General features: G+C 69.5%; 17 protein-coding genes. 6 read left to right on the top strand and 11 right to left on the bottom strand.

From position 1 onward, the window contains the following. Nucleotides 1–63: 63 nt before the first annotated feature. Nucleotides 64–483, top strand: coding sequence for an STAS/SEC14 domain-containing protein (locus QHF84_RS25565; RefSeq protein WP_281316026.1), 420 nt, complete (start codon nt 64–66; stop codon nt 481–483). Here the strand turns inward: QHF84_RS25565 and QHF84_RS25570 are convergent. The 3 genes from QHF84_RS25570 to nadB are packed head-to-tail and all read right to left on the bottom strand — an operon-like array spanning nt 480 to nt 4,101. After that, nucleotides 480–1,592, bottom strand: coding sequence for a patatin-like phospholipase family protein (locus tag QHF84_RS25570; RefSeq protein WP_281316027.1), 1,113 nt, complete (start codon nt 1,590–1,592; stop codon nt 480–482). The two genes, QHF84_RS25565 and QHF84_RS25570, sit on opposite strands and share 4 nt — an antisense overlap. After that, the gene (locus QHF84_RS25575; protein ID WP_281316028.1) at nt 1,589–2,464 is read right to left on the bottom strand and encodes a CPBP family intramembrane glutamic endopeptidase; all 876 of its coding nucleotides are present in this window, start codon (nt 2,462–2,464) and stop codon (nt 1,589–1,591) included. Before QHF84_RS25575 ends, QHF84_RS25570 begins: the two co-directional genes overlap by 4 nt. Beyond that, nucleotides 2,464–4,101 (bottom strand): L-aspartate oxidase, encoded by a 1,638-nt coding sequence (nadB, locus tag QHF84_RS25580; RefSeq protein ID WP_281316029.1) that lies wholly within the window; start codon nt 4,099–4,101, stop codon nt 2,464–2,466. Before nadB ends, QHF84_RS25575 begins: the two co-directional genes overlap by 1 nt. Nucleotides 4,102–4,222: 121 nt before the next feature. Between nadB and QHF84_RS25585 the strand changes: the two genes are divergently transcribed. From QHF84_RS25585 to QHF84_RS25600, 4 genes are all read left to right on the top strand, one after another. Further along, a complete protein-coding gene (locus tag QHF84_RS25585; RefSeq protein WP_281316030.1) occupies nt 4,223–5,050 on the top strand; it encodes an electron transfer flavoprotein subunit beta/FixA family protein in 828 nt (275 codons plus the stop codon). A 44-nt stretch (nt 5,051–5,094) separates the two neighbouring features. After that, nucleotides 5,095–6,066 carry an electron transfer flavoprotein subunit alpha/FixB family protein gene (locus QHF84_RS25590; protein ID WP_281316031.1) on the top strand — a complete coding sequence of 324 codons (972 nt, stop codon included), beginning with the start codon at nt 5,095–5,097 and terminating at the stop codon, nt 6,064–6,066. A gap of 1,037 nt (nt 6,067–7,103) precedes the next feature. Beyond that, the gene (locus QHF84_RS25595; protein WP_281316032.1) at nt 7,104–8,645 is read left to right on the top strand and encodes a sialidase family protein; all 1,542 of its coding nucleotides are present in this window, start codon (nt 7,104–7,106) and stop codon (nt 8,643–8,645) included. Nucleotides 8,646–8,735: 90 nt separating this feature from the next. Continuing rightward, entirely contained in the window at nt 8,736–9,599 is an 864-nt protein-coding gene (locus QHF84_RS25600; RefSeq protein WP_281316033.1) for a DUF4351 domain-containing protein, read from the top strand. A 23-nt stretch (nt 9,600–9,622) separates the two neighbouring features. Here QHF84_RS25600 and QHF84_RS25605 read toward each other — a convergent pair whose 3' ends face one another. Genes QHF84_RS25605 through QHF84_RS25625 form a run of 5 tightly spaced genes read right to left on the bottom strand, consistent with a single transcriptional unit; the run spans nt 9,623 to nt 13,664 of the window. Next, complete coding sequence (locus QHF84_RS25605) at nt 9,623–10,891, bottom strand: hypothetical protein (RefSeq protein WP_281316034.1); 1,269 nt, start codon at nt 10,889–10,891, stop codon at nt 9,623–9,625. Then, entirely contained in the window at nt 10,888–11,721 is an 834-nt protein-coding gene (locus tag QHF84_RS25610; RefSeq protein WP_281316035.1) for a hypothetical protein, read from the bottom strand. Before QHF84_RS25610 ends, QHF84_RS25605 begins: the two co-directional genes overlap by 4 nt. Continuing rightward, complete coding sequence (locus QHF84_RS25615) at nt 11,718–12,386, bottom strand: hypothetical protein (protein ID WP_281316036.1); 669 nt, start codon at nt 12,384–12,386, stop codon at nt 11,718–11,720. The genes QHF84_RS25610 and QHF84_RS25615 overlap by 4 nt, the downstream gene beginning before the upstream one ends. Continuing rightward, a complete protein-coding gene (locus tag QHF84_RS25620; RefSeq protein ID WP_281316037.1) occupies nt 12,361–13,179 on the bottom strand; it encodes a ParA family protein in 819 nt (272 codons plus the stop codon). The genes QHF84_RS25615 and QHF84_RS25620 overlap by 26 nt, the downstream gene beginning before the upstream one ends. A gap of 59 nt (nt 13,180–13,238) precedes the next feature. Further along, nucleotides 13,239–13,664 carry a hypothetical protein gene (locus tag QHF84_RS25625; protein WP_281316038.1) on the bottom strand — a complete coding sequence of 142 codons (426 nt, stop codon included), beginning with the start codon at nt 13,662–13,664 and terminating at the stop codon, nt 13,239–13,241. A 116-nt stretch (nt 13,665–13,780) separates the two neighbouring features. Between QHF84_RS25625 and QHF84_RS25630 the strand changes: the two genes are divergently transcribed. Beyond that, complete coding sequence (locus tag QHF84_RS25630; protein ID WP_281316039.1) at nt 13,781–14,959, top strand: VWA domain-containing protein; 1,179 nt, start codon at nt 13,781–13,783, stop codon at nt 14,957–14,959. Here the strand turns inward: QHF84_RS25630 and QHF84_RS25635 are convergent. From QHF84_RS25635 to QHF84_RS25645, 3 genes are all read right to left on the bottom strand, one after another. Next, on the bottom strand, nt 14,956–15,657 hold the full coding sequence (locus tag QHF84_RS25635) for a HAMP domain-containing sensor histidine kinase (RefSeq protein WP_281316040.1): 702 nt from the start codon (nt 15,655–15,657) through the stop codon (nt 14,956–14,958). The two genes, QHF84_RS25630 and QHF84_RS25635, sit on opposite strands and share 4 nt — an antisense overlap. Nucleotides 15,658–15,954: 297 nt before the next feature. Next, a complete protein-coding gene (locus tag QHF84_RS25640) occupies nt 15,955–16,749 on the bottom strand; it encodes a TSUP family transporter (RefSeq protein WP_281316041.1) in 795 nt (264 codons plus the stop codon). A 37-nt stretch (nt 16,750–16,786) separates the two neighbouring features. After that, entirely contained in the window at nt 16,787–19,699 is a 2,913-nt protein-coding gene (locus tag QHF84_RS25645) for a TIGR03960 family B12-binding radical SAM protein (RefSeq protein ID WP_281316042.1), read from the bottom strand. Between the last annotated feature and the right edge of the window lie 10 nt (nt 19,700–19,709).

The raw sequence follows: 19,709 nt of genomic DNA on the forward strand, positions 1-19,709 counted from the left end.
TTTGCCCAGGGATATCCGTGAGCGTCCTCGCTTCAAAATCCGGGTGACCACGGCGGAGCAGCCTTGGAACACGACGCGTCGCGTATCTTCCGCATCGGCTCGGCCCATCGCGTGACCTTCGAGCCGCCCGACCTCGTGGTGCTGTCGTTGCACGGCCCGATCGAGCCGGACGAGATGGTGGCGCTCTACGATCTGCTCGAAGGGGTCGCAGGGGGACAGCCCGTGATGCTCTTGAGCGACGTGTCGCGCTCGTCGGGCCCGACCACGCAGGCGCGAAAGATCGCCGCAAAAGACCCGCGCGCGAAGCTGATGGGGCCCATGGCGATGGTGGGGGCGAACTTCCAGGTCCGCGTCGTCGTGTCCATGCTGGAGACGGCCGCGCGGCTCATGCAGGGCAAGACGTCGCCCACGGAATTCTTCGACGACGAAGAGACCGCGCGCGCCTGGCTCGCCGAGCAGCGCGCGTCGCTGCGCGCGGTCTAGGCCGCTTCCCAGCCGAGGCGCGCGACCACGCCGCGGCGCTTCTCCATCCACTCGACGATGCGCTCGCGTGTCGTGCGGTAGGCGTATTCGAGGATGGCGCGGCGCGCGGCGAGGTTCGAAGGGTTGTGCAAGAAGAGCAGGACGTCGGTCGGCTCGGGTTCGAGCACGAGGACGTGCATGCCGGTCTTCTGCTGGATCTGCTCGACGTTCTGCGCGAGGCGCGCGTGGGTGCCGATGCGCATGGCCTGGTTCATCACCCAGAACAGGCCCTTGTCGCGCACGCTCTGCCGCACGCCGTGTCCCGTGGGAACGGCGCGGTGCGCGACGGAGACGGGGACCATGGGGTTCACGACGACCGCGAACTCGACGCCCGCCTCGGCCGCGACGTCGAGGTGCGCGACGTCGCCGAGCCCGCCGTCGATGTAGTGCCGATCCCCGATACGGATCGGCGAAAAGAAGGGCGGGAGCGCGAGCGTCGCGGCGCACGCGAGCGAGACCGGGATGTCCTCGTGCCCCTCGGCGCCGAAGAGGATGCGGTCGCCGCAGTCGACGTCGTACGTGGGGATGCGCAAGGGGCGCGGCATGGCGCGGAAGGCGTTCGGGATGCCGCGGCGAAGGAAAAACTCAGCGAGGAAACGCTCGTACCGGTCGAGCGTGAAGAAGCCCGCGGGGAGGGAGTCGGCGAGGCGATCGATCTGCTCCCACAGGTAGAGGTGGCTCGGCGCGGTGGGCGAGACGGCGTCGTGGCGCGACGAGAGGCGCGCGAGGGCGTGGCGAATCGCGACCCACGAGGTGGAGAGCGCGCGGCGCCACTCGTCGATGTCCATGCGGAAGACGTGGCCACGTTCGAGCGGGAAGAAGTTGTCGACCGGATCGAGCAGCGCGCGGTAGAGGCGATCGACCGGGATGCCGCCGGCGAGCGCGGCCGCGACGCTCGCGCCGCTCGATTGTCCGAGGTAGAAGGAAAAACTCTGTCCGTCGACGCCTCGCACGCCGTCGGCGAGTGCGGCGAGCGCGCCGATCTGGTAGAGCGCGCCCGTGAGGCCTCCGCCGGGCAAGCAGAGGGCGGTCTTCGGAGGTTCGTGGGAGGAGCGGGGCGCGTCGTTCACGCTACGTCCTTTTCTCGGGCCTCGCGCGCCACCTCGGACTTCTTCCCGAGGAGGTGGACGAGGCCCAGCAAGACGATGGTGACGGCGGATCCGCCGATCGTCACGGGGAGAGGGATCGGCGTGGAGGCGGCGGCTTCCGCGGGGGACTGCGTGTAGACGGACGCGAGGGTGATGCCGTTGAAGAGTCCGTGCATGACGAAGCTCGGCAAGAGCGAGCCGCTCGCGCTGCGGAGCAAACCGAGCGAGAAGCCGACGAGGCCGATGGGCACGACGAGCTGCCACTCGAGGTGCGCGAACGCGAAGTAGGTGCTCGTCGCGAGGATCGTGCCGAGGGCGTCGTAGCGGCGGCGGAGCGGACGGAAGAGCGCGCCGCGGAAGAAGATCTCTTCGATCAGCGGGCCGGCGAGCACGAGGATGACGAAGAAGAGGATGCGCTTCGGCACGCCGCCCGCGAGCTCTTCCTGGAGCATCTCCTCGCGCGGCTGCCCCGTCGGCCAGCGCTTGACGAGGACGTCGTAGAGCGCGTTCGCCGGGATCTGCACGGCCATGCCGAGCATCGCCGCGAGCGGGAAGAAGCCGCGGTGCGTGGCGCGCACGCCGAGGTAGTCGCGGATCGATTTGTCCGGCGCGTGGAGCTGCAGGATCAGGAAGAGCGCGATCAGCGTGGAGACGAGCTGGCAGCCGAAGCTCGTGACGAGGTCGGCGCGACCGTCGCCGCCGCGGATCGAGCCGATGAGCGAGAGGAAGAAGATGTAGACGAACGTCGTGCCGATCGCGAATCCCGCGGCGGCGATGTAACTCATCGAGCGCTCGCCGCCTTCGGGGCGTGGAATGAGCGGGCTGCTCGGGCGCTCGTCTTCGTCCGGATCCATCAACGACCTCGAAGGTGGGGCACGACGCCCCGCTTGACCACGATGTCCGCGGCGAAACGATCGCTCGTCTGCGGATAATCGATGGTCGCATGCAAGCCGCGGCTCTCGTGGCGCGCGGCCGCGCAGCCGACGATGAGCTCGGCGACGGTGGCGATGTTGCGGAGTTCGAGGAGGTCGCGCGTCACGAGGTGCCGCCAGTAATACTCGCGAATCTCGTCCTGCAAGAGGGCGATGCGGCGAGCGGCGCGGCGAAGGCGCGCGTTCGAGCGGACGATGCCGACGTAGTTCCACATGGTGCGGCGCAGCTCGTCCCAGTTGTGCGTCACGACGACCTCCTCGTCACTCGGGACGGCGTCGCCGATCTGCCACTCGGGCACCTCGGGGAAGGGGCTCTTGCAAAGCTCGTCGCTCGTGCTCGCGAGGCGCACGGCGGCGCGGTGGCCGAAGACGAGGCCTTCGAGCAGCGAGTTCGAGGCGAGGCGGTTGGCGCCATGGAGGCCCGTGCACGCGCACTCGCCGACGGCCCAGAGGCCGGGGATCGTGGTGCGGCCGTGGAGGTCGGTGCTGATGCCGCCGCAGAGGTAGTGCGCCGCGGGGACGACGGGGATCGGCTGCGAGGTGATGTCGATCCCGAAGCGCAAACACTCGGCGTAGATCGTGGGGAAGTGATCGCAGACGAAGCTCGCGGGCTTGTGCGTGATGTCGAGCAGGACGAACTCGCTGCCCGTGCGCTTCATCTCGAAGTCGATCGCGCGGGCGACGATGTCGCGCGGGGCGAGCTCCTTGCGCGGGTCGTGGTTCGCCATGAACGGCGTGCCGTCGGGCAAACGCAGGAGCGCGCCTTCCCCGCGCAGCGCCTCCGTGATGAGGAAGCTCTTCGCCTGCGGGTGATAGAGGCAGGTCGGGTGGAACTGGTAGAACTCCATGTTCGCGATCTCGGCGCCTGCCCGGTACGCCATCGCGATGCCGTCGCCCGTCGCGACGTCGGGGTTCGAGGTGTAGAGGTAAACCTTGCCCGCCCCGCCCGAGGCGAGGATCGTGGCGCGCGCGAGGTACGTCTCGACGAGGTGGCTCTTCGCGTCGTCCTCGCCGTCCGAGCGCGTGGCCGTGTTGAGCACGTACGCGCCGACGCAGACGTCGGGGCCGCCGAAGCGCGACATGACGATGAGGTCGATCGCCATGTGATGCTCGAGGATGCGAATGTTCGGGTGCGCGCGGCAGCGCTCGAGCAGGGCGCGCTCGACCTCGAAGCCGGTCGCATCCGCGACGTGCAAGACGCGGCGCGCGCTGTGCCCGCCCTCGCGAGCGAGGGCGATCGAGCCGTCTTTTTCGCGGTCGAAGCGCGCGCCGCGGTCCATGAGCTCGCGGATCCGATCGGGCCCCTCGCGCACGCAGATGTCGACGACGACCTCGTGGCAGAGGCCGGCGCCGGCGACGAGGGTGTCCTTGATGTGCGCCTCGAAGGTGTCCTCGGGCGAGATGACGGCGGCGATGCCGCCTTGCGCCCAGCGGGTGTTCGACTCCTCGCTGCTGCGCTTGGTGACGACCACGACCTCGCCGTGTTCGGCGATGTCGAGGGCGAAGGTCAGGCCAGCGATCCCGCTGCCGATGACGAGAAAATCGGTCGTGACGGCCACGGGCGGCAGGGTAGCAGGCTCCTTGACGCACAACGACAACGCTGTCATGAGGCACGCGCCTGACGGGCGCGCGCGTCCTGTTGGGCCCGACCCTTGGCCGCCGAAAGGAGCCTCCCGAACCGTGAAGATCCTCGTTGCTCTCAAGCGCGTCGCCGACCCGGACAACGCCAACAAGGTGAAGATCCCTGCCTCGGGAGAGAAGATCGACACCACCGGGCTCGAGTGGAAGCCGAACCCGTTCGACGAGTACGCCCTCGAGGCCGCCCTGCGGCTCACGGAAAACGGTACGCAGCCGAAAGTGCGCGCCGGCGAGGTCGTGGTGGTGACGTTCGGCCCGAAGGAGACGGAGACGACGCTGCGCGCCGCGCTCGCGACGGGCGCCGATCGCGCGATCCGCGTGGACGCGTCCGACGACAAACTCGACGGTGATCTCGTGGCGCGGGCGCTGAAGGCGCTCGTCGAGAAGGAGAAGCCGGACGTCGTGCTGATGGGCAAGCAGGCGGTCGACGGTGATTCGAACCAGGTGGGGCAGATCCTCGCGGAGCTACTCGACTGGCCGATGGCGACGTTCGCCGCGACGATCCGCGAAGAGGCGGGCGCGCTGCTCGTGGGCCGCGAGGTCGACGGCGGCGTGTCGACGCTGCGCGTGAAGCTGCCGGCCGTGGTGACGGTCGACCTGCGCATCGTGGCGCCGACGAGCGTGTACTCGACGAAGACGCCGTCGACCCACAAGTACAACGACGGCGTGCGCTTCGCGGCGCTGCCGGCGATCATGGCGGCGAAGAAGAAGCCGCTCGTCGAGGTGAAGCTCGCGGACCTCGCGCCGGATCAGGCGCTGAAGGTTTCGTACCACGGCTTCGCGGCGCCCCCGGCGCGCAAGGCCGGCATCAAGGTCAAGGACGTGAGCGAGCTCGTCTCGAAGCTGAAGAACGAGGCGAAGGTCCTCTGAGGACCCTCTAGGACAAACCCCCATTTCGGAGAAGAGGTATCAGAATGGCTGACGTTCTCGTTGTGGCGGAGGTTGCCGAGGGCAAGCTCAAGAAGACCACGCACTCGGCGATCACGTTCGCGCAGAAGGCAGCGGCGGCGATCGGCGGGACGTTCTCGATCCTGGTGATCGGCGACGGCGCCGGGAAGGCGGCGGCAGAGGCGCAGGGCTTCGGCGCGGCGAAGATCCTCGTGGTCGAGGACGCGTCGCTGAAGAACTACCTCGCCGAGCGCTACACGCCGACGGTGGCGGCGGTGGCGAAGGGCTACGGCGTCGTCGTGGGCACGGCGAGCGCCTACGGCAAGGACCTGCTGCCGCGCGTCGCGGCGCGGCTCGGCGCGGGTTACGCGAGCGACATCACGGAGGTCACGCCGGAGAACGGCAACCTCCGGTACAAGCGGCCGATGTTCGCGGGCAACGCGTTCGGGATCTGCTCGATCTCGACGCCGATCCAGGTGGTGAGCGTGCGTCAGAGCGCGTTCGCCGCGGCCGAGCCCACGGGCGGTCAGTCGCCGGTGGAGACGGTCGCGTACGCGGGCCCGAGCAAGGCGGCCGAGCGCGTGGAGTTCGTCTCGTTCGATCAGGTGAAGAGCGCGCGTCCGGAGCTGACGGAGGCGCGTGTGGTCGTGTCGGGCGGTCGCGCGCTGAAGGAGAAGTTCAACCAGGTGCTCGACCCGCTCGCCGACGTGCTCGGCGCAGCCGTGGGCGCGAGCCGCGCGGCCTGCGACGCGGGCTACGCGCCGAGCGATCTGCAGGTCGGCCAGACGGGCAAGATCGTGGCGCCGCAGCTCTACTTCGCGATCGGCATCTCGGGCGCGATCCAGCACCTCGCGGGCATGAAGGGCTCGAAGGTGATCGTGGCGATCAACAAGGACGCCGACGCGCCGATCTTCCAGGTCGCAGACTACGGCCTCGTCGCGGACCTGTTCACGACGGTGCCGGAGCTCGTGAAGGGGATCCAGGCGGCGAAGGGCTGATCGAAGAAGCGCGCTTTCGCGCGTGGAACACGGGCCCTCTCTCGCGAAAGCGGGAGGGGGCCTTCGTGTTTTTGGTGACGTGATCGAGGACGATCCCCTTTTCGTGCCTTGCCGCTAGGATCGCGCCCCATGCGCGGCGCAATCCTTGGCGTTTTGGGTGTTCTGCTCGTCGGCTGCGGCGAAATTCCACTGCGGGGCGGGAGCGGCGAGGCTTGTCCCACGGACGAGCGCGACGAGGGCGGGGCGCGGGTCTTCGCCTTGCAGCCGCGCGTCGATCCGGCGCATTTCGAGAGCTACGACAGCTACCGCGCGCACCTCGTCGAGCTCGTCCGGACGCACGTGGCGCCGTGCCTGGCGAAGGATCGGCCGAACGTGCTCGTTTTCCCCGAGAACACGGGCCTCTCGGCCGGCTTCGTGGGCAGCCGCGGGGAGGCGGCGCGCGCGTCGAGCGGGGCATTCCCGGCGTTCCTGACGCTCGGCGGGCAATACACGAAGCCGATGGATTTCTACAAATCGAAATGGCCCGAGGCGCCGTTGCCCACGCAGATCCTGCTCGGGCTCACGGATACGACCTGGCGCGCGTTTCACGAGACGAACCAGGCGATCGTGAAGGAAACGGGGGCGTGGCTGGTCTCGTCGACGAACGTGAGCGGGCGCGTCGAGCGGAGCGAGGATCCGGCCGAGATCGCGGCGCTCGCGGATCCCGATTTGAAGGATGTGTCGTACGTGTACGTGGCGCGCGATCCGGCCGTGTACAATGCGGCATTCGTGTATGGGCCGGACGGGGAGATCGTCGCGAGCCGGAAGAAGCCTTATCCGATCCTCATGGAGGAGGTCGATCTCGCGCTCACGCCGGGGCCGCTGCGCGAGGCGACTCCAATCGAGGTAGGTCCGCTCGGGGTCGGCATCGTGACGAGCAAGGATGCGTGGATGCCGGACATGGTGGATCGGCTGGCGGCGCTCGGGGCCGATGTTTTCTTCCAGCCCGAGGCCTTCTCCGGCTGGACCATCCCCGAGAGCGCGGACGAGCCGAATGCATGGCGCCGGACATCCTGCGCCAGAGCACGATGGCCGCGGTGCAGAAGCACGGCGCGCTTCGTCATGGCGTCGTACCGCATCTCACGGGCAATCTGTTCGATTTGCCGTTCGACGGGCAATCGATCGTCGTGGGCGACATCGTGCCCGGCGAGGCGCGGCGGGCGTATGTCGGGCAAAACGAGGGGGGCGGGGTGATCGAGGTCGCGCCGTGGGTGGTGCCGGATCCCGGGGAGAAGGATCCCGCGGCGACGCTGGAATCACGCCGGGCCTCGCTCCGCGCCGTGGGAGAGGAGCTGCTGCCGGCGGGTGTCCGGAAAAACCAATACGTGGAGACGGTGATCGCCGCGGACATCGATCCTGCGCTCCCCTTTCCCGTGGAGGCCGCGGGCGCTCCGGGCGCGCTCGGTCCGAGCCAGGCGCTCCAAGCCATGGGGGACGCGGAGCAGAGCCATCCGGCGCTCGCGTGGGGCGGCGGAGGGCCCCTCGTGCTCGCATTCCAGGAGGGCGCTCGTGGGGCGACCCGCGTGCTCGTGGCGACGTCGGAGGACGAGGGAAAAACGTTTGGCGCGCCGCACGCGGCGGCGTCGGGGGGAGAGGCGCAGATCACGCCGGCCGTGCTTGCGACGGGGGATCACGTGTACGTCGCGTACCAGGAGCGCAGCGCGGCAGGGGCGCGCGTGGCCTGCGTGCTCTCGACCGACCGCGGAAAAACCTTCGGCGCGCCGGTGTTTTTGCCGTCCGAAGGGATGACGCCGGATGCCTGGCTCCCGGCGCTCGCCAGCGCGAGCGGCCGGGTGTTCCTGGCGTACGTCGATGGTTCGTCGGGGAACGAGCGCGTCATGCTGGCGCGCGCAACGGCAGGGACGCTCGATTTCGAGGTGCAGCCGATCGAGAGCGCGAAAATGCATCCCGGGATGAACATCCGCAACAACCAGTGGGCGCCCGCGGTCGCGGCCCTCGGCGGCGAGGTCGCGGTCTCCTGGGTCGATTTCCGCGGGTATAACTGGGACGTCTTCCTCGCGCGTTCGAGCAACGGCGGCACGGCCTTCGGGGCGCCCGTACGCGTCGACGACGGCACGGATGCGCCCGAACGCCTGAACGACGATCCCTCGCTGCTCTTCGTGCCGGGCGGCGGCGCCGTGACGGTCGCGCTCGGGTGGAGCGACGTGCGGAGACGCGAGCCGAATGCGACGGCGCGTGTGTCGCTGGTTTCGGGGAACGTGATCGGTCAAAGCCGCAAGCTCGGCGAGGGGCCCGCAGAGGCGAGCGCTTTCCGGCCGAGGCTCGTCGCGCTCGGCGCCGGGAGCGTCGCGGCAGTTTGGCAGGACGATCGGACGGGAGGGAAAGACGTGTACCTGGCGACGAGCGTCGAGGGTGGAGCGAGCTTCGGGGCGGAAAAGCGCATCGACGATGGCGGGGAGGGGCCGAGTTATCAGACGGGGCCAGCGGTCGCGGCGAATGGGGTCGGGGGGATGGTGGTGGCGTGGGAGGATACGCGGTCGGGGCGGAGGCGGATTCGGTGGGTGGCGGGGAAGCCGTAGTGGGGCAGGCTTTCCCGGCCAAACGCGCGAGTTCGTCCAGGAACAGGCAATTCCTTGACGTGCGTGGTTCGTCCTGGCACCGTTGACCACGTGCACAACCGGTACGATCAGGCCTACAAGCAGATCCTCTGCGCCGCGCTCGAGCCCTCGGGCGTGTTCGGGCCCGAGATCGAGGTCAGCCCCGATCCGCAACGCGTCGACGGGTTTTACGTGCCGGACCCCGCGCGTCCCTCTCCGATCGCGTCGACGCTGCTCGGCCGGATGGGTCGCGCCGCCTGTACGTTCGAGGTGTTCTCGGAGACGCCGGACGACGGCGAGCTCATTGCGTGCGTGCGCAAGCACCTCAACCTGCGGCATATCCTTTCGGGAAAGGACCCGCCCGTTCCGCTGCCGCGGCAATGGATCCTCTCCTCGGGCCGACCGCAGAAGGGGCTACGAGCGCTCGGCGCGCGGCGCGAGCGAGCTTGGCCGAGCGGCGTGTACGCCATCCCGTCCGGCTTCGCGACGTCGATCGTGGCGGCAAACGAGCTGCCCGAGGAGCGGTCGACCTTGCTCTTACGGCTCATGGGCCGTGGAAGAACGCTGCGGCGGGCCATCGCGGAGCTCCGGACGCTCGGCGACGACGACTTCGAGCGGTGCACGGCCCTGCCGATCCTGGTACGCTTCCGGATCGAAGCAGCGTCCGGTCCTGTCACACCTTCGGATGAGGAGTTTCTGATGAGTACGCAGGATGTCCTGGAGATGTGGGAACGACGGGCCGAGGAGCGTGGTGCCCAGCGAGGGCTCAGGGAAGGCCAACGTTCCCTCCTGCTCCAGCTCCTCCGCCGCCGTTTCGGGGAGCTGCCCCCCGCCGTCGTCGCCCGCGTCGAGGCGGCCGATACGCAGGCGCTCGAGTCCTTCGCCGCGCGGCTCCTCGTCGCGAAGAGCGCGGACGAGGTCGTCGCGGACGAGTAACCTGGGCCGACCTCTGCCGCTCGTCAGCGCTCGCTCAAAGCCTCGACCACGATCTCGCACATATCGTCCCCGCGCAGCGGCGAGCGCGTCTCCTCCACGTGAAACCGCCCGCCCCCTCCGCCGAAAAGCGCCGCGTACGACGCCGCGCTGATCGGGTTCGGCGCCGCGAAATCCACCCGGTGGAGGAGCTGCATCACGGCGAGGACCGCGCCCTGCTGAAAAAATAGGCGGTTTCGCACGGACGCACCATAACGCGTCCCGTAATAGATGCTCTCCTGCGTGGTCGGGCTGCGCACGACCAGCGATTGGCCCGGGAAAAACTCGACCGAATACCAGCGGCCCCAGCCGAGCACGCGGGCGATCGATAGAAACTTCTCCAGCCGGTGCTCGACCGACCCCGTCGCTTTCGAGGAAATCGCCCACTCCGGCGACGAGAGCACCCCGCCGAGCAAATGGAACGCACCCGCCTGCGCCGCCTCACGCACGAGCGCCGCGAACACGGGCACGAGCTCCGGCGTACGGCTCTCCAGGAGGTGCATCGTGTCGAACGTGATCTGATTGACGTACCCGACCGGCACGATCGCGAGGCGCACGCCGAACGCCCGCACGACGCCCTCTTCCGTCGCCACGAGATTCCGGATGCACCGCATCGCCGTGGGAATCGCATGCGGATACTGCGAAGCCGGCGCGTCGAGCGGCGGCGCCTTGAGCGGGAGGCTCGCGACGACCTGCCGCGTGACCGCCACGCCGAGCCGCGGTCTCTCCGGGCGGCGCGAGAGCGTGAAGGTGCAGCCGCCGTCGCCCCGCCCCACGCACGAGACCTCCTCGGCCTCGAAATGCCCCCAGTCCGAGGGGAACGCGAGGCTCGCCGCCGCCGCCGAGAAGCCCGCCGCGAACGAGTCGACCGGTTGCTTGTGCCGGATGACCTTGCCGTACTTCTCGGCGAAGCTCGCGCCGTAGAAGAGCGCCTCGCCGCGCACCATGCCGCCCTCGGCCGTGACGTCGAAGACGAGCTTGCCGTGGCCCATCGACGAGAAAAGCGCGGACGCCGCTTCGAGCCGGTCCTTCGCGCCCTCGACGCTCTGGGCCTTGAAGACCGCTTCGAGCAGCGCATGCGAGCTCTCGAAGGCCGATTGCTTGCGCACGGCCCACCCCTCGCCGCCGAGCGCGTCGGAGACCGTCTGGTCGAGGAAGATCGCGTGGTGGTGGCTCTGGACGTAGACGAGCTGGTCGCTCAGCGTGAGCAGCGAGTGCGGCTGCAAGTCGCGGACGAGCTCGCCGAGCGCCTTCATAACTTGCTCCGGAGCTCGGCGCGGTCGATGCCGAGGATGTCCTCCGCCGCCGTCTCGAGCAGGACCATCGCGTCGGCGCCGAGCGACTCGGGGTGATCGAGCGCGAGCGGTTTGATGCCCGCGCGCAGCGCCACGCGCAGCCGCACCACATGCGGATCGGGCGCGTGCGCGTCGAGGTACGCGAGGAGCTTCGTCACCCGATCGATCTCCGCCTTCGTGCCGCGCGGCGGCGGCCGCGACGAACGCACGACGACCGCGCCGCTCGTCGGAAACGCGAGCGTGCGCGCCGGTTCTTCATGCTCGGCTTCGTCCGGCGCGGGCTTCGAGACGACGTTGACCGTGGGCGGCGGCGCCGAGACCGCAGGCACGCCCGAGGGCGGCGTGATCGACTCCTGCGGCAGCTCCGGCCGGAGCATCATCGCGATCCGCGCCGCGTGGTAACGGACGAACCCGAGCGGCACCGTGCCGTCGAAGGAGACCGCCACGACGTGGCCGTGCACGCGCCGGATCACGATCACGCGGCCCGGCATCTCCAGCGTGATCAGCGGATCGGCGAGGTCGGCCGGGCCCTGATCGAGCATCGGCGTGGGCGAGAGGAAGTCGAGCCTGCGCGCGTGGACCTGGCTCGTCTTGTAGACCTCGCGCAGGCTCTGCGTGACGGCGCCCGCGGTGTAGCCGGATCCCGGGCGGATCCAGGCCGCGTGAATCTTCCCGTCGGCGATGTGGAACGCGACGATCGCCTCGACGCCGTCGGCGCTCATGGCGAGCTGCTCGACGAGGGACGCGCCGGCGGGAGGAGCTCCTTTCGGCCGAGCAGGCCTCGCCGTCATGGTCCTCCGGTGCGCAACGTGTCGCCGAGGGCGTGGCGGCAAGCGAGGCGAATGCCGTGCGATTGCGTGGGCGTGAGCGGGCGCGTGCGGTTCAGGCCGACGAAGAAGAGCGTCGCGCCGACCTGGAAGCCGACGAGCTGGAAGCACGGCCCCTCGCCGATGTGCATCTCGAACGTCGCGCCGAGGTTGCCGGGTACGGCAGACGCGAGCGAGGCGATCGACGAGGCGACGAGGCCCGAGCCCGCGAGCTTGGCCTCGGTGTCGCTCACGGCGCCCGCGAGCGGCAAACCCGCGGCGTCGGCGAGGAACACGTCGGTCGCGCCCGTGGCTTCGCCGATCCACTGCACGATCTTCTCGCAGCGCTGCACGGGGCTCGTGATGCCCGAGAGGTCCGGCAGCTTCGGCAGGTTCCGCGGCGAATCGCCCGAGCTCGCGTCCGGGTCGTGCGCGGCGGAGGCGGCGTGACCGCCGCGCGGCGACGCCTCTGCAAGCGGCGGCGGCGAGGCCTCGGTCGCCGGCGCGGCCGCTCCGGGATCGAAGGACACGAGGTCGGGCGGCAGCGGCTCCACGGCCGTCGCCTTCTTCTTGCCCTTCTCTTCCCCCGAGAGCGAGGTCGCGGCCGCGATCGCGTTCGTGAGGTCAAACGAGGAGCGGGATCGGGCCATCGTCCTCCTCCGTGGCGGCGCCGCCCTGGGTGTCGAGGCGATCGAGCACGTCGTTCGCGAGCTGATCGAAGACGCGCGCGAGCGGCGGCGGTCGCTTCTGCATGAGCAGGAGCGGCGAACCTCGCAGCGACGCTTCGAGGAACACCTCGTCGCGGGGAATCACGCTGTCGAGGATGATGCCGCCCGGGAAACGCGTCCACAGCGTCTCGGCGACCTCGAGCGAGGCCGGGGTTTGCCGGTCGAACATCGACAGCACGATGCCGATCAGCGTGAGGCGCGGGTTCTTCTCGGCGCGGATGCGGTCGACGAGCGCGAGGAGCTGGCCGACCGAGCGGAGCGCGAGCGGCTCGGCCTGGAGCGGGGAGAGCACGTGCGTCGCGGCCTCGAGCGCGCGCGAGGTGACCTTGCCGAGGCCCGCGGGGCAGTCGAGCAGCACGATGTCGAACTCGCTCTCGAGCTTGCCCAGCATGCCGGTGAGCATGCCGGTGCGGGTGAGCGCCTCCTCGAAGCCGGCGACGGTCGTGGGATCGACGCGGCCGACGCTGAGCACGTGGAGCTGCGGATCGCGGGTTCGGAGGAGGACGTTGCCGATGTGCTCGGCGCCCGTGAGCACCTCTGCGATGCCTGGCCGCGCGCGGTCGGGGAGGCCGAGGGAGAGGCAGAGGCTGCCTTGCGCATCGAGCTCCATGAGCAGCGTGCGATGGCCGGCCCGGGCGAGGGCGAGACCCAGATTGAGCGAGATCGTGGTCTTACCGACGCCTCCCTTTTGGCTGGCCACGCAGATGACGTGCATGCTTCTCGCGCCATCGTAGCAGGACACCACGCGAAAAGGTGGCCCTGCGCGGCGACGAACTAGATCAGGCTGATCCGCTTCATCAGCGAGCCGCAAAGATCCGACTGCGGATTTCTTTGACGCTCGATGTTGAGCCCGGCCCGGAAGATCGCGCTCGCGCTCTCCATGTTGCCGAGCACGACGTGACACATGCCGAGCATCTCGTGATCTGCCGGATCGCCGTGCGCCGACACGAGGTCCGTGAGGGGTGACACAGCGGCGAGATGCGCATCGCGCATCGCGTCCGTGGGCCGCTCCGGGTTCGGCGCGCCCTTCGCCATGATCATGAGCTTGAACGCGCTCCTCTGATCCTCCGGTCGATGCTCCGCGAAGTCCGGCCTCGAGAAGAGGTCGCGGTAGCCCGCGTATGCCTCGTCGAGCTGGCCGTCCCGCCAGTGCTTCACGATGACCTTGACCGTTTGGACCAGTTCCTCCTTGTTCGCCATTCTGGGAACCATACACAAGAGCACGCGCGGAGGGGAGCCGCGAGCGCATGCAAGGCACGAGAGCGGCGTCCGGAACGGGGGGCGGAAGACGCGGAAGAGGCTAAGCTCTGCCCTGAATGTTCCTCGATTTCCTGTACGAGCTCAGGGGCAGGCAGGTGCCCGTCGGCGCGCAGGAGGCCGTGGCGCTCGGCCGCGCCCTCGCCGCGGGTCTGCACGACTCGTCGCTGGAGGGTTTCTACCACGTGGCGCGGGCCCTGTGCGTGCACTCCGAGGCCCACCTCGACGACTTCGACCTCGCCTTCGCCAAGCACTTCCGCGGCGTGCACGTGGAGGCGAAGAAGATCGCCGAGGAGCTCCAGGCATGGCTCCGGGATCCGAAGCAGCTCCGCCAGCTCAGCGAGGAAGAGAAGGCGATGATCGAGGCGCTCGACCTCGAAGAAGTGCTGAGGCAATTCGAGGAGCGGCTGCGCGAGCAGAAGGAGCGCCACGACGGGGGCAATCGGTGGATCGGCACGGGCGGGACCTCGCCGTTCGGTCGCGCGGGCTTCCATCCGTCGGGGATCAGCGTGGGCGGAGGCTCGGGCGGCAAGAGCGCGATCCACACGGCGGACGCGCGCAAGTACCGCTCGTACCGCAGCGACATCACGCTCGACGTGCGCACGATCGAGGTCGCGCTGCGCAAGCTCCGCGGCTTCGAGCGCGAGGGCGCCCACGAGGAGCTCGACGTCGAGGGGACGATCGACGCGACGGCGCGGAACGCGGGCGAGCTCGAGGTCGTGACGCGGCCGCCGCGCCGGCCGAACACACGCGTCATCCTGCTGATGGACGTCGGCGGCTCGATGGATCCGTACGCGCACGCCGTCTCGCAGCTCTTCAGCGCGGCCAAGCGCGCGACGCACTGGAAGGAGCTGCGCACGTACTACTTCCACAACTGCGTCTACGGGAAGGTCTACAAGACCGAGGGTTTTCAGGATCCGGTGAACGTGCGCGACCTCATCCACGAGTGCGGCAAGCACTACAAGCTGGTGATGGTCGGCGACGCGTCGATGGCGCCCTACGAGCTGCTCGGCGCAGCAGGCTGGGGCGAGGACGCGGGTACGCCGGGCGTGGCGTGGCTCGCGATGTTGCGCGAGCATTTCGAGCGATCCGTCTGGCTGAACCCGGATCCGCCGAGCGGCTGGTCACACGGCACGGTGCAGATCGTGCGGGACGTGTTCCCGATGTACCAGCTCACGCTCGAAGGGCTCGGCGAGGCCGTGGCCCAGCTCGTCCGCGGCGGGAAAACGCGGCGCTAGGCGTCGGCCTTCGCGGGCAACGTGAGCCGGAAGAGCGCGCCTCCCGAAGGCGCGGCGAGCGCCTCGATCGTGCCGCCGTGCGCATGCGCGATGGTGCGGCACAAGGCGAGCCCGAGCCCCGTGCCCGTCGGCTTGCTGGTCACGGCGGGCTCGAAGATGCAGGGCGCGATCGAGGGATCGACGCCCGGCCCGTCGTCCTCGACCTCCAGCACGACGGCCTCGTCGGCCGCGCGCGCTCGCACGACGATCCTGCCGGACGCGCGGCCTTCGAGCGCGTCACGCGCGTTCAGGAGCAGGTTCACGATCACCCGCTCGATCAAGATCGGATCACACGCGACCTCCAGATCCGGCGGCGTCACCTGCATCTCGATCGTCGCGTTCATGTCGAAGAGCTCTCGCTCCGCGGCGGCCACGATCTCCGCGACGGACGCGATCTCCACACCGAGCGGCTCGCCACGCGCAAGGCCGAGGACTCGGTCGATCACCGCTTGCCCCTTGCGGACCTCGTTCTCCGCGCGGGCGAGGTGCTCGCCGAGGCGCGCACGATCCTCCGCGTGGCGCTTCGCGAGGTAGAGCGCCGATTCGATCGCGGCGAGCGTGTTCCTGAGCTCGTGCGCCACGCCTGCGCCGAGGGCGCCTGCGATCGCGAGGGCCGCCGCGCGCGCGTCTCGATCGTTCGGATCGGATGCCTTCGTCACGGCGCGCGAGTCTAGCGCGAAGCCGCTGAAAGCAAGGTCCCCCGGCGACGGCGTGGTCCTCGTCGACTCGCTGCCATCACACGCCGACGCCGGGGAACCGATCGAAGCGAAGCAAAGAAAGAGCGCTCGCGCGCTGCGACGAGGACATCGAGCAAGACTCGGGCCGCGCCCGCTTGCCCGGGATTCCAGCGTCCTCCGAGAGCGTGCGAAGGCGCCTGCTCTGACAACGCTGTCGCATCGGTGGGTCTTCTCGTGCGCAGCGCCTCTCGCCCGCGTGGATGCCCAGAGCGGAGAAGTTCAGGTGCCGGCGAGAATCTGGTAGGCGAGCCGCGCCGCAAGCGCGAGCGAGACGAGCAGGACGGCCGATCGGATGAGCTGCTCGCCGCCCTTCACGGCCGCGCGAGCGCCGAGGACGCCGCCCACGGCTTGGGCCACGGCCATCGGCAAGGCGAGGCGGAAGTCGATCCGTCCGGCGAGCGCAAAGCTCACCATCGCGGCGAGGTTCGAGGCGAAGTTCGCGACCTTCGCGTTGGCCGTCGCGCGCGTGAGGTCGTCGCCGAACACCGTGGTGTAGAGCAGGATCAAGAACGTCCCCGTGCCCGGCCCGAAGAAGCCGTCGTACGCGCCGATCACGAGCGCGATGACCGCGGCCGTCGCGAGCGGACGACGCTCCGCGATCGCCCACGGCGTCGGCGCGGGCGGCGGGGCATCGGGGTTCGCCTTCGCCTTCGGCCGTCGCCTTCCGCGCGACGCGAAGAAGATCGCGACGCAGATCAGGAGCACGAGCACGATCGGACGCAGCACCTCTGGGCGCGCCGCGAGCAGCGCACGCGCGCCTGCTGCGGAGCCGATCCCGGCGGCGAGGAAGGTCGGCCAGAAGCGCTTCTTGTCGACGCGGCCCGCGCGCACGAACGAGAGCAGCGACGCGCCCGAGCCGAAGACGGCCTGCCCCTTGTTCGTGCCGAGCGCGAGGCGCGGATCGGCGATCGCCACGAGCAGCGCGGGCACCGTGAGAAGACCGCCGCCGCCGGCGATCGCGTCGATCAGGCCGGCGGCGAGGGCGACCGCGCAGAGGAGCGGGAGGACGAGCACGAACGCAGGGCGTTCCTATCCAAAAGCGGACGCGCTGTCACTCGGCGTCGGCCGACACGAGCACGGGCGCGGAGGCGGCGGAGGGCGCCGGGCGTTCCCGCCCGAGCGCGCTCTTCACCGCCGCGAGATCGAGCGGCGAGAAGCGCGCGTCCGCGGCGCCGCCGAAGAGCTCCAGGCGGATCGCGCGATGCGCCGGAGCGACGCCGCCTTCGCCCGAGATCACGGCTGCGATCTCGGACGACTTCGCCGCGCCCGATCCCGTGATCTCCACGAAGACGTCGAGCGTCACGAGGTCGCCCACGAGCCCTGCCCGATCGAGCGCCGCGCGCGCCTCCGCGCCGCCCACCTCGGCCGAGAGCAGGTACTTGCGCACGTCGACCACCTTGCCGATCCCCTCGATTTCCCGCCGGATCGGGAGCGACGGCGCAGCCATCGCCGCGCGGCACGCGGAAGCGAGCATCTCCTCGGCCGTTTGCCCCGGCGGCACCACGAGCGCCGAACGCGCGAACGCGAGCACGTACCGCGCGCCGCGGATCACGCGGGAGATCGCCGCGTCCTCCGGCCCGAGCAGCGCCGCGCCGCGGAACCTGAGTCCCGCGGGGCTCGCCGTGTTCATCCGCTCGACGAGCGACGCGACCTCGGCGGGTTCGAGCGCGCGTTCGAGCCGCACGTCCGCGTATTCGTCGAGGCTCGCCACGCCGAGCGAGAGCGCGGGCGAGAAGATCATGTCGGGCTTGGGATGAAAACCCTTCGTGTAGACCATCCGCTCGCCGACGCGCCGGAACACGCGCGGCAGCTCGCGCACCACGTCGAGGTGCCCGAGCAGCGCCATCGCGCCCGTCTTCTCGAACCGGATGCGATACAAGAACCCGCCGCGCCCCTTCATCGGCGGCGCCTTCTTCACCGGCGCGGGCGCTTGCTCCATCACCTCGTCGGCTTCGCCGTCCGCGGGCGCCTCGACGACCGGCGCCGCCACGGGCGCGTCCGTGATCAGCGGCAGCCGCTTGTTCGCGCCGAGCCTGCGGAGGAAGTCGACCCGCTCGCTGCGCATCTGCGTCATGTCGCAGGCCACGCCGCAGTCGTAACAGACGAGCCTGCGTTGATCGGCGACCGCGTCCTCCACGTTCGTGTGGTGCACGAACGTCCCGGCGACCTTCCCGCACGGCGGACTCAACCGATTCTGCAGCGCCTTCCGGTACTCGCGCGCCAAAAACCCTTCTTCGAGGCCGACGTCGATGTGGTCCCAGGGGATCCGCGCGGTCACGGGGATCGTGTGGAGGAAGCGCGATCGATCCGTCCCGAAGTGCGTGAACGCCTCCTCCCACACGTCGAGCCGCAGCCGATCGTCCCATGAATCGAAGCGCGCCCCGTTCCGATACGCGCGCTCCAGCACGTCACAAAGGCTCCGATCTCCGCGCGCAAAAATCCCTTCGAGCACGCTCGCCTCGGCGCCGTGCGTCTTGAGCTTCACGTTGCGGTAGTTCCTCACCGTCTGCCGCAGGAGGTCCTGCTTGCGCGCGACCTCGCCGAGCGAGTCCATCGCGGCCCACTGGAAGGGCGTGTGGGGCTTCGGCACGTGCGTCGACACGCTCACCGTCACCTCGACGTTTTTCTTGCCGATCTTCCGCCCCACGCCGGCCGTGCGCGCGCCCATCTCCACGATGCCGGCGACGTCCGCGTCTTCCTCGGTCGGCAGGCCGATCATCGAGTAGAGCTTCATCCGGTCCCAGCCGCGCGAGAAGATGCGCTCGGCCGTCTCCAGCAGTTGCTCCTCGGTGACGTTCTTGTTCACCACGTCGCGCATCCGCTGCGTGCCCGCCTCCGGCGCGAACGTCAGGCCCGTCGCGCGCACGCGCTTGAGCTCGTCGAGCAGATCGGGCTCGAGCCCGTACGCGCGCAGCGACGACACGCTCATGCTCACGCGCTCCTTCGCGAGTTTGTCCGCGACCTTCTTGATGAGCGGCGAGATGCACGAGACGTCCGCCGTGCTGAGCGCGGTCAGCGACACCTCGTCGTTGCCCGAGGCGCGCACCGCTTCGAGCACCGTGTTCACGACCTGCTCGGGGTCACGCTCGCGCACGGGCCGGTAGATCATGCCAGCCTGGCAGAAGCGGCATCCTTCCGTGCAGCCACGCGCGATCTCGATCGACACGCGATCGAAGATCGCCTCCGGCCCGCCCGTCGGGCTCACCGCGGGGAACGGGTACTTGTCGAGGTCGACGAGCGCGCGATCGATCGGCAAGGGCAAACCCTTCTCGATCGGCGCCTTCACGATCTGAAAGCCCGTCTCCGGATCGGCCTCCGTCCGGTAGAGCGACGGCACGTACACCGCGCCGAGCTTCGCGAGCGCCACGAGCCGCTCGCGCCGCGGCACGCCCGCCTTCCGGAGCCGCGCCCACGTCAGCGCCACCTGGGTCGCCTTCTCCTCGCCGTCGCCGATCACCACCGCGTCGATGAACGCGCTCACCGGCTCGGGGTGCGTCGCCACCGGCCCGCCGGCGATGACCAGCGGATCGTCTTCCCCGCGATCGGCCGAGCGCAACGGCACGCCGCCGAGGTCCAGCATGAGCAGGATGTTCGTGTAGGTCAGCTCGAACTGGAGCGAGAAGCCGACCACGTCGAAGTCCCGCAGCTTTCTTTTGCTTTCCAACGAAACGAGCGGGATGTTTCGAGCTCGAAGCTCTGCCTCGACGTCCTTCCACGGCGCGTAGCAGCGCTCGGCCAGCGTGCGCGGATCGTCGTTCAGGAGCTTGTAGAGGATCTTGAACCCGAGGTGGCTCATCCCGATGTCGTAGACATCGGGGAATGCGAGGCAGACCCTCGCCTCCACGCTGGACCAATCCTTGACGACCGAGCCGACCTCGCCGCCCGTGTAGCGTGCGGGCTTCTCCACCCGGTCGAGGAAATCGGCGTACGGGTGGCCTTCGAGTATCGCGGGGGCTTCTGCCATGGGAAAACCT

This window comes from Polyangium sp. y55x31, from assembly GCF_029946505.1.
Taxonomy (GTDB): Bacteria; Myxococcota_A; Polyangia; order Polyangiales; family Polyangiaceae; genus Polyangium.

What these genes read in the sequence shown, in the direction of transcription:
- QHF84_RS25575 (WP_281316028.1), bottom strand. Translation starts at nt 2,464, where the DNA reads ATGGATCCGGACGAAGACGAGCGCCCGAGCAGCCCGCTCATTCCACGC.
- QHF84_RS25590 (WP_281316031.1), top strand. Translation starts at nt 5,095, where the DNA reads ATGGCTGACGTTCTCGTTGTGGCGGAGGTTGCCGAGGGCAAGCTCAAG.
- QHF84_RS25595 (WP_281316032.1), top strand. Translation starts at nt 7,104, where the DNA reads ATGGCGCCGGACATCCTGCGCCAGAGCACGATGGCCGCGGTGCAGAAG.
- QHF84_RS25605 (WP_281316034.1), bottom strand. Translation starts at nt 10,891, where the DNA reads ATGAAGGCGCTCGGCGAGCTCGTCCGCGACTTGCAGCCGCACTCGCTG.
- QHF84_RS25610 (WP_281316035.1), bottom strand. Translation starts at nt 11,721, where the DNA reads ATGACGGCGAGGCCTGCTCGGCCGAAAGGAGCTCCTCCCGCCGGCGCG.
- QHF84_RS25615 (WP_281316036.1), bottom strand. Translation starts at nt 12,386, where the DNA reads ATGGCCCGATCCCGCTCCTCGTTTGACCTCACGAACGCGATCGCGGCC.
- QHF84_RS25620 (WP_281316037.1), bottom strand. Translation starts at nt 13,179, where the DNA reads ATGCACGTCATCTGCGTGGCCAGCCAAAAGGGAGGCGTCGGTAAGACC.
- QHF84_RS25625 (WP_281316038.1), bottom strand. Translation starts at nt 13,664, where the DNA reads ATGGCGAACAAGGAGGAACTGGTCCAAACGGTCAAGGTCATCGTGAAG.
- QHF84_RS25630 (WP_281316039.1), top strand. Translation starts at nt 13,781, where the DNA reads ATGTTCCTCGATTTCCTGTACGAGCTCAGGGGCAGGCAGGTGCCCGTC.
- QHF84_RS25645 (WP_281316042.1), bottom strand. Translation starts at nt 19,699, where the DNA reads ATGGCAGAAGCCCCCGCGATACTCGAAGGCCACCCGTACGCCGATTTC.